General features: G+C 63.8%; 14 protein-coding genes. 13 read left to right on the top strand and 1 reads right to left on the bottom strand.

The window, feature by feature from the left end; genetic code table 11:
* The first annotated feature begins 1 nt into the window (after position 1).
* The 7 genes from FJW10_RS11140 to FJW10_RS11170 all read left to right on the top strand — a co-directional run bounded on the left by FJW10_RS11140 (position 2) and on the right by FJW10_RS11170 (position 7135).
* Positions 2-1279 carry a sugar ABC transporter substrate-binding protein gene (locus tag FJW10_RS11140; protein WP_140900125.1) on the top strand — a complete coding sequence of 426 codons (1278 nt, stop codon included), beginning with the start codon at positions 2-4 and terminating at the stop codon, positions 1277-1279.
* Positions 1280-1449: 170 nt separating this feature from the next.
* Positions 1450-2373, top strand: a complete 924-nt coding sequence (locus FJW10_RS11145; protein ID WP_140832166.1) for a sugar ABC transporter permease — start codon at positions 1450-1452, stop codon at positions 2371-2373.
* Positions 2373-3221 carry a carbohydrate ABC transporter permease gene (locus FJW10_RS11150; protein WP_140832168.1) on the top strand — a complete coding sequence of 283 codons (849 nt, stop codon included), beginning with the start codon at positions 2373-2375 and terminating at the stop codon, positions 3219-3221. The genes FJW10_RS11145 and FJW10_RS11150 overlap by 1 nt, the downstream gene beginning before the upstream one ends.
* Before the next feature lie 3 nt (positions 3222-3224).
* The gene (gene ugpC, locus FJW10_RS11155) at positions 3225-4292 is read left to right on the top strand and encodes a sn-glycerol-3-phosphate ABC transporter ATP-binding protein UgpC (protein WP_140900126.1); all 1068 of its coding nucleotides are present in this window, start codon (positions 3225-3227) and stop codon (positions 4290-4292) included.
* A gap of 202 nt (positions 4293-4494) precedes the next feature.
* On the top strand, positions 4495-4980 hold the full coding sequence (locus FJW10_RS11160) for a hypothetical protein (protein ID WP_140900127.1): 486 nt from the start codon (positions 4495-4497) through the stop codon (positions 4978-4980).
* 119 nt (positions 4981-5099) lie between these two features.
* The gene (locus FJW10_RS11165; protein ID WP_140900128.1) at positions 5100-6539 is read left to right on the top strand and encodes an aldehyde dehydrogenase family protein; all 1440 of its coding nucleotides are present in this window, start codon (positions 5100-5102) and stop codon (positions 6537-6539) included.
* A gap of 14 nt (positions 6540-6553) precedes the next feature.
* Entirely contained in the window at positions 6554-7135 is a 582-nt protein-coding gene (locus tag FJW10_RS11170) for a DUF1349 domain-containing protein (RefSeq protein ID WP_140900129.1), read from the top strand.
* A 7-nt stretch (positions 7136-7142) separates the two neighbouring features.
* Here the strand turns inward: FJW10_RS11170 and FJW10_RS11175 are convergent, their stop codons facing one another.
* Positions 7143-7922, bottom strand: coding sequence for a helix-turn-helix transcriptional regulator (locus FJW10_RS11175; protein ID WP_140832176.1), 780 nt, complete (start codon positions 7920-7922; stop codon positions 7143-7145).
* A 110-nt stretch (positions 7923-8032) separates the two neighbouring features.
* On the opposite strand from FJW10_RS11175, the gene FJW10_RS11180 reads away from it, so the two are divergent.
* The 6 genes from FJW10_RS11180 (at position 8033) to FJW10_RS11205 (ending at position 15598) form a co-directional block, all read left to right on the top strand.
* A complete protein-coding gene (locus FJW10_RS11180) occupies positions 8033-10174 on the top strand; it encodes a hydantoinase/oxoprolinase family protein (protein ID WP_140900130.1) in 2142 nt (713 codons plus the stop codon).
* Positions 10175-10188: 14 nt separating this feature from the next.
* Positions 10189-12384: a hydantoinase B/oxoprolinase family protein gene (locus FJW10_RS11185; protein WP_140900131.1), complete on the top strand. Its 2196-nt coding sequence runs from the start codon at positions 10189-10191 to the stop codon at positions 12382-12384.
* 5 nt (positions 12385-12389) lie between these two features.
* Positions 12390-12908 (top strand): acetone carboxylase subunit gamma, encoded by a 519-nt coding sequence (locus tag FJW10_RS11190; RefSeq protein WP_140900132.1) that lies wholly within the window; start codon positions 12390-12392, stop codon positions 12906-12908.
* A gap of 52 nt (positions 12909-12960) precedes the next feature.
* The gene (locus FJW10_RS11195; RefSeq protein WP_140900133.1) at positions 12961-13731 is read left to right on the top strand and encodes a glucose 1-dehydrogenase; all 771 of its coding nucleotides are present in this window, start codon (positions 12961-12963) and stop codon (positions 13729-13731) included.
* An 18-nt stretch (positions 13732-13749) separates the two neighbouring features.
* Complete coding sequence (locus tag FJW10_RS11200; RefSeq protein ID WP_140832184.1) at positions 13750-14577, top strand: SDR family oxidoreductase; 828 nt, start codon at positions 13750-13752, stop codon at positions 14575-14577.
* A gap of 82 nt (positions 14578-14659) precedes the next feature.
* On the top strand, positions 14660-15598 hold the full coding sequence (locus tag FJW10_RS11205) for an ABC transporter substrate-binding protein (RefSeq protein WP_140900134.1): 939 nt from the start codon (positions 14660-14662) through the stop codon (positions 15596-15598).
* Positions 15599-15709: the final 111 nt, after the last annotated feature.

Genomic DNA, 15709 nt, shown 5'->3' on the forward strand with positions numbered 1-15709 from the left:
CATGAAAAGACCGACCTTCATGCTTGCCGCCGTCGCCGGCCTGGCGTTCTCCGCCAGCGGCGCGCTGGCCGACACCACCATCAAGCTGATCGAAGTCATCACCAGCCCGCCGCGCACCGAATTCCTGAAGAAGCAGATCGCCGAATTCGAGACCGCCAATCCGGGCATCAAGGTCGAAGTGGTCTCGCTGCCCTGGGGCCAAGCCTTCGAGAAGTTCCTTACCATGGTGCAGGCCGGCGATACGCCCGACGTCGTCGAGATGCCGGAACGCTGGATGGGCCTCTATGCCAACAATGCCCAGCTCGAGGATCTCGGCCCTTACATGGCCAAGTGGGACGACGCCAAGACGCTCGGCGACCGCGCCAAGCAGTTCGGCTCGACCGTCAACAACACGCAGTTCATGATCCCTTACGGCTACTATGTGAACGCGCTGTTCTGGAACAAGAAGCTGTTCAAGGAAGCTGGTCTCGACGGCCCGCCGGCGACGCTCGATGAGTTCGTAGCCGATTCCAAGAAGATCTCGGCCATCCCCGGCAAATATGGCTACTGCCTGCGCGGTGGTCCCGGCGCCTTCAACGGCATGCACATGTTCATGAACATCGCCGACGGCAAGGGCGGCTATTTCACCGACGACGGTGTCTCGACCATCAACGACGAAGGCTCGGTCAAGGGTCTGCAGATGCTGGCCGACATGTACAAGAATGGCCTGGCGCCGAAAGATTCCGTGAGCTGGGGCTTCAACGAAACGGTGACCGGCTTCTATTCCGGCACCTGCGCCATGCTCAACCAGGATCCGGACGCGCTGCTCGGCATCGCCGACAAGATGAGCGCCGACGACTTCGCGGTTGCGCCGTTGCCGGTCGGCCCGAGCGGCAAATCCTATCCGACGCTGGGCTATGCCGGCTGGGCGATGTTCGCCAATTCCCAGCACAAGGACGAAGCCTGGAAGCTGATGGCGACGCTTTTGTCGCCGAAGGACAATCTGGAATGGGCCAAGGAAGTCGGCGTCGTGCCGATCCACAACGGCGCCGACCAGGATCCCCACTTCAAGACCGAGCAGTTCAAGGGCTGGTTCACCGAACTCAGCGACAGCTCCAAATATGAAATGGTGACGCCGCCGACGCATCTCGAAAACCTCGGCAACTTCGTCGACCAGGTGGCGATCAAGAATTTTCAGGAAGTGCTGCTCGGCCAGAAGCCGGCCAAGGACGTGGCCGATGAATGGGCCAAGTTCCTGACCAAGGAACAGCAGGACTGGCTGGCCAAGAACAAGAAGTAGGCTTCTTCCTTCTCCCCGTTTACGGGGAGAAGGTGGCCCGAAGGGCCGGATGAGGGGCAGCGCCGAGTTCTGCAAGGCTGGCTCCGCCCCTCATCTGCCTACCGGCATCTTCTCCCCGTGAACGGGGCGAAGGACGCTTGTCGCCGACGCCCCATCACTGTTGAGCCGCCATGACCTACGCAGTGTCCGAAATCCGATCCGCCGCCCCGCCGCGCAGGAAGCGGCTGAGCAAGGCCGCGATCGAGCCCTGGCTTTATCTTTCGCCTTCTATCGTTCTGCTGGTCCTGGTGCTGCTGGTGCCTCTGATCATTGGCATTTCCTACTCATTCCGCAAGTTCTCGGCCTTCAAGTCGCAATATGTCGGCCTTGCCCAATACCAGGCGATGCTCTCCGACCAGGTGCTCGGCCAGGCGCTGATCAACACGCTGTGGTGGACGGTCGCCAGCCTGTTCTTCCAGTTCTTTCTTGGCCTCGGCCTGGCGCTGCTGCTCGACAAGCCCTTCTACGGCCGCAAGGTCGTGCAGGCCGTTGTCTTCCTGCCCTGGGCCGTGCCGTCCTTCCTCTCCGGCCTCACCTGGGCCTGGCTGTTCAACCCGATCATCGGGCCGCTGCCGCATTGGCTCTTCGCGCTTGGCCTCAAGGCCGAGCCGACCAATGTGCTATCGGATCCGGCCACCGCCATGTGGGGGCCGATCGTCGCCAACATCTGGTTCGGCATCCCGTTCTTCGCCATAACGCTGCTTGCCGCGCTGAAGTCGATCCCCTCCGAATTGCATGAGGCTGCAGCCATCGACGGCGCCTCGCCATGGCAGCGCTTCACCAAGGTGACGCTGCCTTTCCTGGCGCCGACCATCGTCATCACGGTCATGCTGCGCACCATCTGGATCGCCACTTTCGCCGACCTGATCTTCGTCATGACCGAGGGCGGGCCGGCCGGCTCGACCAGCACGGTGCCGGTCTACATCTATGTCAGTGCCTTCAAGTCCCTCGACAAGGGCTATGCATCGGCGGTGGCGGTGCTGCTTCTGGTGCTGCTCATTGTCTACGCCATCGGGCTGATCGCTATCCGCCGCACTCTGGTGAGGCACGTCTGATGATCGCCGGTCGCTCCACTTCCTCGCGCATTTTCGGCGGCATCGGGCTCTACGCCGCGGTTGCGGCTTACGTGATCTTCGCGCTGTTCCCGATCTTCTGGACGCTGAAGATCTCGGTGACGCCGGAGCGCCTGCTCTATTCGGAAGGCATCACCTTCTGGCCGTCGCAGACGACCTTCCAGAACTTCGTCACCGTGCTCGAAGCCTCCGACTTTCCACGCTATTTCCTCAACAGCGTCATCGTCTCGGTGTCGACGGCCGCCTTTGTCACCGTCATCGCCACGCTCGCCGGTTACGCCATGTCGCGCTTCACCTTCCGCGGCAAGGCGACGCTGGCCATCCTGCTATTGCTGACCCAGACCTTCCCGCTGGTCATGGTCATTCCGCCGATCTACCGGATCATGGGCGATCTCGGCCTGACCAACAGCCTGATCGGACTGATCATCATCTACACGGCCTTCAACACCGCCTTCGCGACGTTCCTCATGCAGTCCTTCTTCGACGGCATCCCAAGGGATCTTGAGGAGGCGGCGATGATCGACGGCTGCACCCGTGCTCAGGCGATGCGCCGGGTGATCGTGCCGCTGACCTTGCCGGGAATGGGCGCCACGCTGGGTTTCGTCTTCACGGCCGCCTGGAGCGAGCTTCTGTTCGCGCTGATGCTGATCTCCAGCGACGAGCAGAAGACCTTCGCCGTCGGCCTGCTCACCTTCATCGGCAAATTCGCCGTCGACTGGGGGCAGATGATGGCGGCCTCCATCCTGGCGCTGATCCCGGTCTGCGTCTTCTTCGCCTTCCTGCAACGCTATCTCGTCACCGGCCTCACCGCCGGCGCTGTCAAAGGATAAAAGATGGCTTCCGTCACGCTGCGAAACGTCGAGAAGGATTACGGCGCGCTGCGCATCCTGCATGGCGTCGATCTCGAGATCGCCGATGGCGAGTTCGTCGTGCTGGTCGGCCCGTCCGGCTGCGGCAAGTCCACGCTCTTGCGCATGATCGCCGGCCTCGAAGAGGTCACCGGCGGTGAGATCCATATCGGCGAGCGGCTGGTCAACGACGTAGCGCCGAAGGATCGCGACATCGCCATGGTGTTCCAGTCCTACGCGCTTTACCCGCATATGGACGTCTCCTCCAACATGGGCTTCAGCCTGCTGCTGAAGAAGGCCGAAAAGACGACGATCGACGGCAGGGTGGGTGCTGCCGCCAAGCGGCTGGGTCTCGACCCCTACCTCGGCCGCCTGCCGCGCCAGCTCTCCGGCGGCCAGCGTCAGCGCGTCGCCATGGGCCGCGCCATCGTGCGCGATCCGAAAGTTTTTCTGTTCGATGAGCCGCTGTCCAACCTCGACGCCAAGCTGCGCGTCCACATGCGCGCCGAGATCAAGGCGCTGCACCAGCAGCTCAAGACCACGTCGGTCTACGTCACCCACGACCAGGTCGAGGCCATGACCATGGCCGACCGCATCGTCGTCATGCATGACGGCTATGTTCAGCAGGTAGGCCGTCCGCTCGAGCTTTACGACCGGCCGGCCAACACTTTCGTCGCCGGCTTCATCGGCTCCCCCGGCATGAATTTCTTGCCGGCGAAGGTCGCCAGGGGCGGCAAGGTCGATGCCGTGCTCGCCGACGGCCAGAAGCTCGGATTGCCGGACGGTCTGCCGCTGCAGGACGGCGATGCGCTGACCATCGGTCTGCGTCCCGAGCACATCAGGTTGGCCGATGACGGAGCGCTCAAGGCCGAGGTCGAGGTGGTCGAACCGCTCGGCCTGTCGACGCAGTTCTATGTCCGGCTGGCCAACCAGCAGATCTGCGTCTTCGTCATGGGACGCAGCGACGTCAGGCCGGGCGACACCATCCGCCTCGCTGCCGATCCGGCGGCGCTGCATCTGTTCGATCCAAAGAGCGGCGTTCGGATCGGCTAGCTGGCCAACAGCGACGCGTCATTGGATGGCTCCGCCAGCAACTCACCGGCGGCAGATGTGGGTGTTCAACTCGGGCACGGTCGTTGCGCTTGGTGATGGCGACAATTTCATCGCTCAAGGTCGGCGCCTTCGAGAATATCGACAGGTGAATTGCGGGTTTTGATTGCTAGACTCCCGCTGATTCGTCTCGACAGGAAAAGGCATGAGCAAGGCCCTCGGCACATTCGCACTGATCACGGTTTTGAGCGCTTTGCTGATGGCGCTGTCATTGGCCGTGGCGAGACACGGCTACCCCTATGGCGCCTATGGCGTGAAGCGTCTCGACGGCATCGCCGACGCCGGCTCGTTCCTGGCGATCGCCGCCGTCTACTTCTTCGGCGCCATGCTGATGATGATCCTGCCGATCCGCGCCGCCGGCGTCGTGCTGACCCATGCGGCCGACGCGATCTTCTGGGCGACGATCATGCTCTTCGCGACGATCGTCGGCTCGCTGGTTGCCAGATGGGCCTTCGGCCAGCACGAGGTGCTTTGGGCGCTGTTCAACTGGCGCTTCCTGTTCGTGGCAGTGATCGTGGCGGCGCATCTCACCATGAACGAGCTTCGCCGCAACCTCCTGCTCAGAAGCCTGTTCTTCGTCGCCTTCGGCGCGGTCACGCTCGCATGCCTGTTCTGGTCGTTCTCGACCTGACGCGAGCCGGCTCTAGGTTTAAGATCGGCGGTAGACCTCCTTCCGGACAATGACTATATCATTTGTCTGACAATTGATCCGACCGGTGGCTGCTGCGACCAAAACCCAAGGAAAACAATATGACCGTGCTGCGTAAGAACCTGATCGACGGCGAGTGGCTGGGCGAGGCCGGCTCGCGCAACATCAACCCCTCGAACACCAACGATGTCCTTGGCGAGTATGCTTCAGCCGGGCCTGAGCAAGCCACGCAGGCCATCGCGGCCGCCAAGGCGGCCTTTCCCGCCTGGTCGCGCTCAGGCCCGCTGGCCCGCCATGCGGTGCTGAAGAAAACCTCCGACGAGATCATGGCGCGCAAGGACGAGATCGGCCGCTCGCTCGCCCGCGAGGAAGGCAAGACGCTGGCCGAGGGTGTCGGCGAGACGATCCGGGCGGCGCAGCTCTTCGACTTCTTCGCCGGCGAGACGCTGCGCCTGTCGGGCGAGATGGTGCCGAGCGTCAGGCCCGGTGTCGGCGTCGAGATGACCCGCGAAGGCGTCGGCGTCGTCGGCATCATCACGCCGTGGAATTTCCCCATCGCCATCCCCGCCTGGAAAATCGCGCCGGCGCTCGCCTACGGCAACACAATCGTCTTCAAACCGGCCGAACTCGTTCCCGAAAGCGCCTGGACCATCGTCGACATCCTGCATCGTGCCGGCCTGCCCAAGGGCGTGCTCAACCTCGTCATGGGCAAGGGCTCGGTGGTCGGCCAGACGATGCTCGACAGCCCCGACGTCAACGCCATCTCTTTCACAGGCTCGGTCGGCACGGGAAAGCGCGTCGCAGCGGCAAGCGTCGAGCACATGCGCAAGTTCCAGCTCGAAATGGGCGGCAAGAATCCGCTCGTCGTGCTCGACGACGCGGATCTTGGCACGGCCGTCGATTGCGCGGTCAATGGCGCCTATTTCTCGACCGGGCAACGCTGCACGGCCTCGTCGCGTCTGATCGTCACCGAGGCCATCCACGATCGCTTCGTCGACGCCATGAAGGAGCGCCTGGACAAGCTCGTTATCGGCGACGCGCTCGACGCGCAGACTCAGATCGGTCCCGTCGTCGACGCAACCCAGCTGAAGCAGGATGAAGACTACATCGCCATCGGTGTGAGGGAAGGCGCAACGCTTGCCTTCGGTGGCGAGCGGCTCGATCGCAAGACACCGGGTTTCTATCTGCAGCCGGCGCTGTTTACCGGTTCGACCAATGCAATGCGCATCTCGCGCGAGGAGATTTTCGGCCCGGTCGCCAACGTCATCCGCGTCAAGGATTATGACGAGGCGCTGGCCGTCGCCAACGACACGCCGTTCGGCCTCACCTCCGGCATCTGCACCACCAGCCTGAAGCACGCGACCCATTTCAAGCGCAACTCCGAAGCCGGCATGGTGATGGTCAACCTGCCGACGGCGGGCGTCGACTTCCACGTGCCGTTCGGCGGCCGCAAGGGTTCGAGCTACGGCCCGCGCGAGCAGGGCCGCTATGCCATGGAGTTCTACACCACGGTGAAGACCGCCTATACATTCGCCGGCTAATCGAAGAGGGATCGATGACGTCAGCCCTGGACGACATGACATGGCTCAACCCGCCGCCGCACCATACGGTCGGCGGCGGCACGCTCACCGTTCGGACGGGCAAGGAGACCGACTTCTGGCGCGAGACCTTTTATGGCTTCTGGCGCGACAACGGCCATTTCCTCTCCCGCCCGGTCGAGGGAGACTTCAGCGCAGAGGTCACCGTCAAGGGCGATTACAAGGTGCTCTATGATCAGGCGGGGCTGATGCTGCGCCTGAGCGAAACGCACTGGATCAAGGCCGGTATCGAATACACCGACGGGCTGGCCTACTTCTCCGTCGTCGTCACCAACGACACCTCCGACTGGTCGCTGGTCGCCATCGCCGCCGGCAAGGACGGCGTCAGGATCCGCCTGACCCGTCACGCCGAGGCGATCCGCATCCAGTATCTGGACGCTTCGGATGGCCACTGGAAGCCGGTGCGGCTGGCCTATTTCCCGATCTCGAAAACGGTCGATGTCGGCATGATGTGCTGCTCGCCGCAGCGCGAGGGCTTTGAGGTCACCTTTTCGGACTTCATCGTCGGGGCGCCCATCTCGCGGGAATTGCACGACTGACGCGGCGCTACCCGTTCATCCGGTGCTGGAAGAATTGCAGGAACAATTCGCGCTCCGTGGTGATGTCCAGCTTCTCATAGATGCGGCGGCGATGGTTCTTCACCGTGCCGACGGTGATGCCGAGCCGCTCGGCGATGTTGGCGGTCGGATGGCCGGCGAGGATCAGCTGCACCAGCTCGCGCTCGCGCAGCGATAGCTCCGGCCACAGGTTTTCCGGAATGCTCGGCTTCTGCTGCGGCGAGGCGCCGGGACCGCTCGGCGCCGAGGTGCGTGAAAAGTCTGAGCCGCGCGCCTTGATGTCGAGCGCATGCAGCGCCTCGAACACCGGCAGCCGCTCGGTCAGCAGCGCGATCTCGCTGTCCTTGAATGATACGGTCGAGCGGTCGAGGAATATGCCCAGGCACCAGTCGCCGCCGTCGGTGAGCAGGATGCCGACCTCGTCGCAGATCTCCGACTGCGCCAGGAAACCGGCAATGTATTGGCCGCGCTTGGCCTCCTCGTCGGCCAGTCCCTTGAGCGGCATGATGCCGAGCCGGCGCTCGCGCCGCCAGGAGGCATAGAAGGGATCGAAGACGTAGTAATTGTCGAGATAGCGCCGCACCATCTCGTCCGAGAAGCGCCGGTGCTTGACGAATTCCGGCGTCCTGGTGGCTGAATAGCGCGTTACCGTCACCAGGTCGTGCGCGATGTCGGCGCCGATCAGGTCGATCAGGCAGTCGACATGCCGGTCGGTGCCGGTGGCGGCGATCGCCTTTGCCAGCGGCGCCCAGATATTGCCCATGCGCATGCCCTTTTCTCGGCGAACCGCGCCGCGCGGTCATTGTGTCTTTAGGCATATGGCGCGATCCGGCTCCGGGAATCTAGCCTGTGGTCATTCTCGGCAAGGGAAAGCGACCCGTGGACCAGATCACCACCAATCCAATCGTCATCGGCATCGACGCCGGCGGCACCATGACCGACACGATCCTTGTGGATCAGGACGGCCACTTCAAGATCGGCAAGTCGGCGACGACGCCGAAGAACGAGGCTGAAGGCTTCCTCGCTTCGGCCGAGGATGCGGCGGACGCCTGGGGCATCTCGCTGCAGGATCTGTTCTCCGGCGTCAACGTGGTGCTCTATTCCGGCACCGGAATGCTCAACACGCTGTTGTCGCGCACCGGCCGCAGGCTCGGGCTGATCACCACCAAGGGCCTTGAGGACATGATCCTGATGGGCCGCGGCCTCCAGGCCTGGGCGGATTATTCCTATGCCGACCGCCTGCACGCGGTCACCCACCATCATCCCGATCCGCTGGTGCCGCGCCGCCGCACGCACGGCGTGACGGAGCGCATCGACCAGTTCGGCGACGTCATCCTGCCGCTCTACGAGCACGAGGTGCATGCCGCCGCCAAGAAGCTCATCGCCGACAAGGTCGAGGCGATCTGCATCATGACCGTCTTCTCGCACGTTAACCCGGCGCATGAGAAGCGCATCGCCGAAATCTGCCGCGAGGAGATCGCCGCCGCCGGCGCCGACATCCTCGTCTACACCAGCCACGAGGTGCGCCCGGTGATCCGCGAGCAGTCGCGGCTGAACTCGGTGCTGATCGAGGCCTACGCCACCTCGCGCGGCCGCAAGCAGTTGAAGGGCATCGAGGACGTTTCGAAGAAATACGGCTTCAAATACGGCGTGCAGACGCTGCTGTCCTTCGGCGGCCTGACCTCGATCAACCATCCGCGCCTGCACGAAACGATGATCTCCGGGCCAATCGGCGGCATCCTGGGCGCCGCCTATGTCGGCAAGCTGATCGGCAACGACTCGCTGATCTGCTCGGACATGGGCGGCACGTCCTTCGACATGGGCGTCATCACGCGCGGCCAGACACGCATCGAGAACGAACCGCTGATGGACCGCTTCAAGCTCAACGTGCCGACGTTGCATCTCGACACGATCGGCGCCGGCGCCGGCATGATCCTCAAGGTCGATCCGCTGACCAGGAAGGTCTCGCTCGGGCCGGAAAGCGCCGGCTCCGATCCCGGGCCGATCTGCTTTGCCAAGGGCGGCACCGAGCCGACCATCGCCGACTGCGACGCCATCCTCGGCCGCCTGAACCCGCATTACTTCCTCGGCGGCAAGGTCGTGCTGCAGGTGGAGAAGGCAAGGAAAGCCTTCGAGGAAAAATGCGCCCGCGTGCTCGGCGTCGGCGTCGAGGAGGCGGCCGAAGGCATGATCGACATGCTGGAGGCCGACGCGAACAACGCGCTGCGCCGCGTCATCTCCGGCCAGGGCATCCATCCTTCGGAATTCACGCTTTTGTCCTACGGTGGCTCGGGGCCGTTGCATCTGGCCGGCTGCTCCAGGGGCATCGGCTTCAAGGACATCATCACGTTCCAGTTCGCCGCCGCCTTCTCGGCCTTCGGCTGCACCACAGCCGACTTCATGCGTCGCCACTCGGTCTCGACGCAGATCGACATCGGCGCGCGGGCCAGCGATGACGAGCTGGTCGCCTTCGGCAAGAAGGTCACCACCGTCTGGGACGACCTGACCAAGGCCGCGGTCGACGAAATGGTGGCCGACGGCCACGCGCTCCCCAAGATCAAGACCGCGCCGTTCCTGATGATGCGTTACACCGGCCAGTTGGAAGACGTCGAGGTGATGGCGCCGCTCTCGGCGATTCACTCCGCCGACGACATGCGCAGGATCATCGCCGAGTTCGAGGCGGTCTACGCCAAGGTCAACCATCGCGTCTCGCGCTATGGCGAGGCCGGCTTCTCAATCACCGAGCTGGGGCTGATCGCCACCGCCGACAAGGTGAAGCCGACTTTGGTCAAGCGCCCGCTCGGCAAATCCGATCCGGCGTCTGCCCATAAGGGCGTGCGCGAGGCCTATATCGGCGGCCGCTGGCACAAGGCCAATCTCTACGAGATGGACCTGCTGCAGCCGGGCCACGAGGTTACCGGCCCGGCCATCATCGAACACCCGGCGACGACGCTCGTCGTTCACCCGCAGGACCGCGTCCATGTCGATGAATGGACGCTGCTGCACTACACCCACGCTTGAGAAGGGCGAACGCCATGCTGGACAAACCCGCCTCCGCGCTCCGCATTCGCGAACGGCTGCTCGAATCCGAACGGCTGATGGAAGAGACCGGCTGCTATGACGGCATCACCGAGCTTCAGCTGCGCAATCAGGACCCGCTGAAATTCGAGACGCTGCACACCAAGCTGCGCGCCTACTGCGTCTCGGCCCGCGAAATGGCGCGCCGCATCTCCGCCTCGCCGGGCGTCCGCGAGGTCGGCGAGATGGTCGTCGCCATCTACACGCCGGAAGGCGACGCGATTGCGCTCTCCAACGGCATCATGGTGCATGTGCACACGATGAGCCGCTTCATCAAATGGATGATCCGCAACGGCTACGAGGAAAACCCGCAGATCCGCGACGGCGACATCTTCGCCAACAACGACGCCTTCATCGGCACCGTGCAGGTGCCGGACGTGATGGACGTCGTGCCGATCTTCCATTCCGGCAAGCTCGTCGGCTGGGCCGGCGCCGTCTGCCACGAGCTCGAAGCCGGCGGCATCACGCCAGGCGGCGACGTGGCGTTGGCGCAGGAGCGCTTTACCGAAGGCCTGTTCGTCTGCGCCGAAAAGGTCGGCCAGAACGACGAACTGCGGCGTGACTACGTCATCCGCTGTGAGCGCAATCTCAGAATGCCGATCTACTGGGTGCTCGACGAGAAGGCCAAGGTCGCCTCCTGCATCGACATGCGCGAAAGCGTCAAGGCGCTGATCGACCAGATCGGCCTCGACTACTGGATGCAGGTGTCGAAGGAGTTCATCGAGGAAGGCCGCCGCGCCCAGCTCGCCCGCACGCGCCAGCTCACGGTGCCCGGCATTTACCGCGGCCACACCTTTTACGGCCACGTCACCAAGGGCAAGCCCGGCTACCAGCCGCTCGGCGATCCCGACTGGCTCTACAACATCCCGATCGAGATGGAGATCACCAGCGACGGCAAGATCAAGATGGACTTCGAGGGCACGCAGCCCTGGGGCTATCATTCGATGAACTGCACGCCGGCCGGCATGGATGGCGGCATGTTCGTGACGCTGACGCAGCACATGAACTTCGAGGGCCTGGTCAATGACGGCGCCTGGATGGCGACCGAGCTGAAGCTGCCGCACGGCACCTGGACCAACCCGGACAACGAGATGGTGGCGACCGCCACCTCCTGGGCGCTGCTGCTGCCCGCCTATGGTGTCTTCCAGCGGCTCTTGTCGCGCTCCTTCATCGCGCGCGGCTTCATCGAGGAAGCCTTTGTCGGCCAGGTCAACAGCCCGATGATCGAGATGGGCGGCACCAGCCAGTACGGCACCCCCTTCGGCATGGCGCATTTCGAATGCGCCGCCGCCGGCTCGGGCGCCTTGGCCATCAAGGACGGGCTGGACACAGCCTATGTCGGCTGGAATCCGGAATCCGACATGGGCAACATCGAGATCTGGGAACAGAACATGCCGATGCTCTATATCGGCAGGTCGATCGTTCCCAATTCCGGCGGCGCCGGCAAATATCGCGGCGGCTGCTCCTTCCTGTCGACCTGGCTGGTTTCCAAGACCGATCATCTCAGGCTGGTGACCTCCGAGCATTCCTCGCGCGTCTTCGACAATGGCGGCCTGTGCGGTGGCTATCCGGCGCCGACCTGCCAGAAGCATCGCGCCGTGCGGGACTCGAACATCTTCGAGCTGGCCGAAAATGGCGCGCCGCTGGCGCACCACACCGGCACCAATCCCTACCGCTCGGAGCTGGAAGTCCGGCTGGAAGGCGAGCATGTGACGCTGGAGGGGCCCTACATCACTGCGCCGCACAAGACCGGTGACGTCTTCACCCACTCCTATAATGGCGGCGGCGGTTACGGCGACGTGCTGGAGCGCGATCCCGTCAAGACCGCCTGGGACGTCGAGAACGGCTTCCTCACCAGGGAAGCGGCCGAAGGCATCTTCGGCATCGTGCTCGACGAGGACGAGGAGGGTTTCCCGGTCGCCAATCTGGAAGCCACCAAGCGCCATCGCGCCGAAATGCGGGCCAAGCGCCTGGCGCACGCCAGGCCGGTTTCGGAATGGATGGCCAAGGAGCGCGAGCGGGTGAAGGCGGCCGGTTTCGCGCCCGAGGTGAAGAAGATGTATGCCAGCGCCATCAAGCTCTCACCGCGCTTCACCAAGGACTTTTCGACCTTCTGGGATGTCGATGCCAAATCGACCTTCGGCGTGGAGTAAGGACCATGACCTCGTACAGCAAGGAAGTCATCGCTGATCTGGTTGCCGGCACGCTGCCCTGGCCGCAGACGCGCCGCATCATGAGCGCCTACAAGGATGACGACCGTTTCTTCAAATATGTCGCGGTGCTGCAGGACCGCGTCGGCTGGAAGGACCCGATCCTGCTCCCGGTCGGCGACCACCTCTTCATCTGCCAGAGCGGCGACGAGCGGGTGACGAAATGCGAATGCGGCCACTCCTTCGGCGACTACCGCAGGAACTGGAAGCTCAAGGCCGCGATCATCGTGCGCGACACAGAGGAATCGCTGCGCGAGATCTACCCCAACAGCGACCTGCCGGATCCGGATTGGATGGAAATCCGCGAATTCATCTGCCCTGAATGCGGCACGCTGCATGAGGTGGAAGCGGCTGCGCCCGGCTATCCGATCGTTCACGATTTCGAGCCGGACCTCGAAGGGTTCTATCGCGATTGGCTGGGCAAGCCGCTGGAGTCGTCAACGAGAGCAATTCCAGGAAAAGTGTGAAGCGGTTTTCCGTCCGGAATTGCGTCAACAGAGTGGGAGGCTGATGCCGCAGATGGGTCGCGTCACAGGCAAGGTGGCGCTCGTAACCGGGGCCGGTCTCGGCCTCGGGCGGGCGTCTTCGCTCCTTCTGGCATCGGAAGGCGCGAAGTTGGTCGTCAGCGACATCGACGAGAGGCTCGCGGGCGATACGGCGTCGGAGATCGTCAAGGCTGGCGGCGAGGCGCTGGCGTTGCGCCATGACGTGTCGAAGCCCGAAGACTGGCAAGCTGTCATGGCGGCGATCGAGCAGCGCTTCGGCCAGCTCGACGTGCTGGTCAACAATGCCGGCATCGCCATTGCCCGGAACATCGAGGACACGACGTTAGCCGAATGGCGGCGCACCATGGCGATCAACCTGGACGGCGTCTTCCTCGGCTGCCAGGCAGGCATCAAGCTGATGAAGAAATCAGGCGGCGGATCGATCATCAATCTCTCTTCCATCGACGGCATCATCGGTGAGGCGGATCTTGCCGCCTACTGCGCCTCCAAGGGTGGCGTGCGCACCCTGACCAAGGCGGTCGCCGTGCATTGCGCCGAGCAGCGCTACGGCATTCGCTGCAATTCCATCCACCCGGGCTATATCTGGACGCCGCAGACCGAGAACTATCTGCGCGATCTCGGAAAACTCGAGCAGGAGAAGGCCAAGGCGCTGTCCCGCCATCCGATCGGCTTCCTCGGCGAGCCGAACGACATCGCCTACATGGTCCTCTATCTCGCCTCGGGCGAATCCAAATTCGTCACCGGCTCCGAAATGGTGGTCGACGGAGGCTACCTTGCAGTGTGAACGCGGAGACCGCTTGCGATGACCAACCTCACCGGCCGCGGCGCCATCGTCACCGGCGGCTTTTCGGGCATGGGTCTTGCCATCGCCACGGCGCTCGCGAAAGCAGGCGCCAATGTCGCCGTCGGCTCCTATGTGGCGCTTCCGGAGGTGGGCAGCGCGGACGCCGCCTATTATCCCGGCGCCGACGAGATCGAGCGCGTGAAGTCGGCGCTGGCCGCCCACGGCACCAAGGTGCATGCCGCCCATCTCGACGTGCGCGACAGCGCGCTCACCAACCTCTTCTTCGCCGAAGCCCAGGCGGCGGTCGGCCAGGCAGACATCCTGGTCAACGCCGCCGGCACCACGGCCGAGCAGCCGGTCTGCGGCCATTCCGACGCGCTTTGGGACAAGATCGTCGACACCAATCTCACCGGCGCCTTCCGCGCGACGCGCGCCGTGCTGCCCGGCATGATCGAGCGCGGCTGGGGCCGCATCGTCAACATCGGCTCGACGGCGGCTTCCGTCGGCTGGAAGGACAATCCCGCCTATTGCGCCTCCAAGGCCGGCTTGCTCGGCCTGACGCGATGCGTGGCGCTCGAAGGGGCGCCGCATGGCGTCACCTGCGTCATGATCAGCCCGACCTGGGTCGAGACCGAGTTGATGCGCCGCAACGTGGCGCAGGTCGTCGAGCGCGAAGGCAAGGGCCGCAGCGCCGAGGAATTGATGGACGAATTCAGGAAAGGCAACCCCCAGGGGCGCATGATGCAGCCGGAGGAGATCGCGGCGCTCGCCGTGTTCCTCTGCTCAGACCTGGCCAAGGGGATCACCATGGAAAATATCCAGATCACCGGCGGCGCCCTGTGGTAGCGTCGGTGGGGGTGATGGATCCCGGTCTCGTGGGAGGAGGCCGGCGTAAATAGAAGGACCATCAACAGACAGGGGAACTGACATGACGATAAGAAATGTCTTGCAAAGAGCCGGAATTGGCCTCGCGCTGATGCTTGCTGGACCGAGCGCGGGGCAAAGCGCCGAACTCGGCGCCAAGGACGAGCCGATCAAGCTCGCCATGCTGGAATGGACGGGCGCGCATGTCTCCACCCACATCGCCGGCCAGCTTCTGCAGAAGCTCGGCTATAAGGTCGAATACGTCACCGCTGGCAACTTCCCGCAATTCTCAGGCCTCGCCGACGGCTCGCTCAGCGCCTCGGTCGAGATCTGGCTCAACAATGTCGGCGACATCTATCCGAAGGTGCTGGCGGCCAAGCAGATCGAGGACATCGGCAAGCTCGACCTGAAGACGCAGGAAGGCTGGATCTACCCGAAATTCATGGAGAAGGTCTGTCCCGGCCTGCCGGACTGGAATGCGCTGAACAAGCCCGAATGCGTGCAGGCGCTGGCGACGCCCGAGACGGCGCCCAATGGCCGCTTCCTCGACTACCCGTCCGACTGGGGCTCGCGCGCGGCGACCATCCTTGCCGACAACAGCATGCCTTACACCGCCGTGCCGTCGGGCTCCGAAGGCGCGCTGGTCGCCGAGCTGGAAGCCGCCGAAGCGGCCAAGACGCCGCTGATCATGATGTTTTGGGGTCCGCATTACGCGCTGGCCGAGAACGATGTGGGCTGGGTGACGATGCCGCCCTGCAAGGACCAGACCAACGAGCACTGCATCACGCCGCCCGACGTCGACAAGATCGTCTGGTCGGGCTTCGGCGCCAAATGGCCCGTGGCCTATACCTTCCTGAAGGCCTTCAAGATGGATGCGACCGAGCAGCAGAAATTGATGCTGGCCGTCGACAAGCAGGGCAAGGACCTCGACGCCGTCGTCAAGGAATGGATCGACAAGAACGAGGCGGTGTGGAAACCTTGGCTGGATGGCGCCAAGGGATAGGTGCTGAGGGTTGCATCGCGCGCAACGTCGTCATCCCAGGGCGAAGCAGGAGCGAAGCTCCGTCGCGAAGACCCCTGGGATGACGAAGGGATCAGCGTTCAGCGAATCTTC

Origin of the sequence: Mesorhizobium sp. B4-1-1 (assembly GCF_006439375.1) — a bacterium.
Lineage (GTDB): Bacteria > Pseudomonadota > Alphaproteobacteria > Rhizobiales > Rhizobiaceae > Mesorhizobium.

Excerpts from the sequence above, each read along its gene's own strand:
- FJW10_RS11140 (WP_140900125.1), top strand. The coding sequence starts at position 2 with ATGAAAAGACCGACCTTCATGCTTGCCGCCGTCGCCGGCCTGGCGTTC.
- FJW10_RS11160 (WP_140900127.1), top strand. The coding sequence starts at position 4,495 with ATGAGCAAGGCCCTCGGCACATTCGCACTGATCACGGTTTTGAGCGCT.
- FJW10_RS11190 (WP_140900132.1), top strand. The coding sequence starts at position 12,390 with ATGACCTCGTACAGCAAGGAAGTCATCGCTGATCTGGTTGCCGGCACG.
- FJW10_RS11170 (WP_140900129.1), top strand. The coding sequence starts at position 6,554 with ATGACGTCAGCCCTGGACGACATGACATGGCTCAACCCGCCGCCGCAC.
- FJW10_RS11205 (WP_140900134.1), top strand. The coding sequence starts at position 14,660 with ATGACGATAAGAAATGTCTTGCAAAGAGCCGGAATTGGCCTCGCGCTG.
- FJW10_RS11200 (WP_140832184.1), top strand. The coding sequence starts at position 13,750 with ATGACCAACCTCACCGGCCGCGGCGCCATCGTCACCGGCGGCTTTTCG.
- ugpC (WP_140900126.1), top strand. The coding sequence starts at position 3,225 with ATGGCTTCCGTCACGCTGCGAAACGTCGAGAAGGATTACGGCGCGCTG.
- FJW10_RS11195 (WP_140900133.1), top strand. The coding sequence starts at position 12,961 with ATGGGTCGCGTCACAGGCAAGGTGGCGCTCGTAACCGGGGCCGGTCTC.
- FJW10_RS11150 (WP_140832168.1), top strand. The coding sequence starts at position 2,373 with ATGATCGCCGGTCGCTCCACTTCCTCGCGCATTTTCGGCGGCATCGGG.
- FJW10_RS11165 (WP_140900128.1), top strand. The coding sequence starts at position 5,100 with ATGACCGTGCTGCGTAAGAACCTGATCGACGGCGAGTGGCTGGGCGAG.
- FJW10_RS11175 (WP_140832176.1), bottom strand. The coding sequence starts at position 7,922 with ATGCGCATGGGCAATATCTGGGCGCCGCTGGCAAAGGCGATCGCCGCC.
- FJW10_RS11185 (WP_140900131.1), top strand. The coding sequence starts at position 10,189 with ATGCTGGACAAACCCGCCTCCGCGCTCCGCATTCGCGAACGGCTGCTC.
- FJW10_RS11145 (WP_140832166.1), top strand. The coding sequence starts at position 1,450 with ATGACCTACGCAGTGTCCGAAATCCGATCCGCCGCCCCGCCGCGCAGG.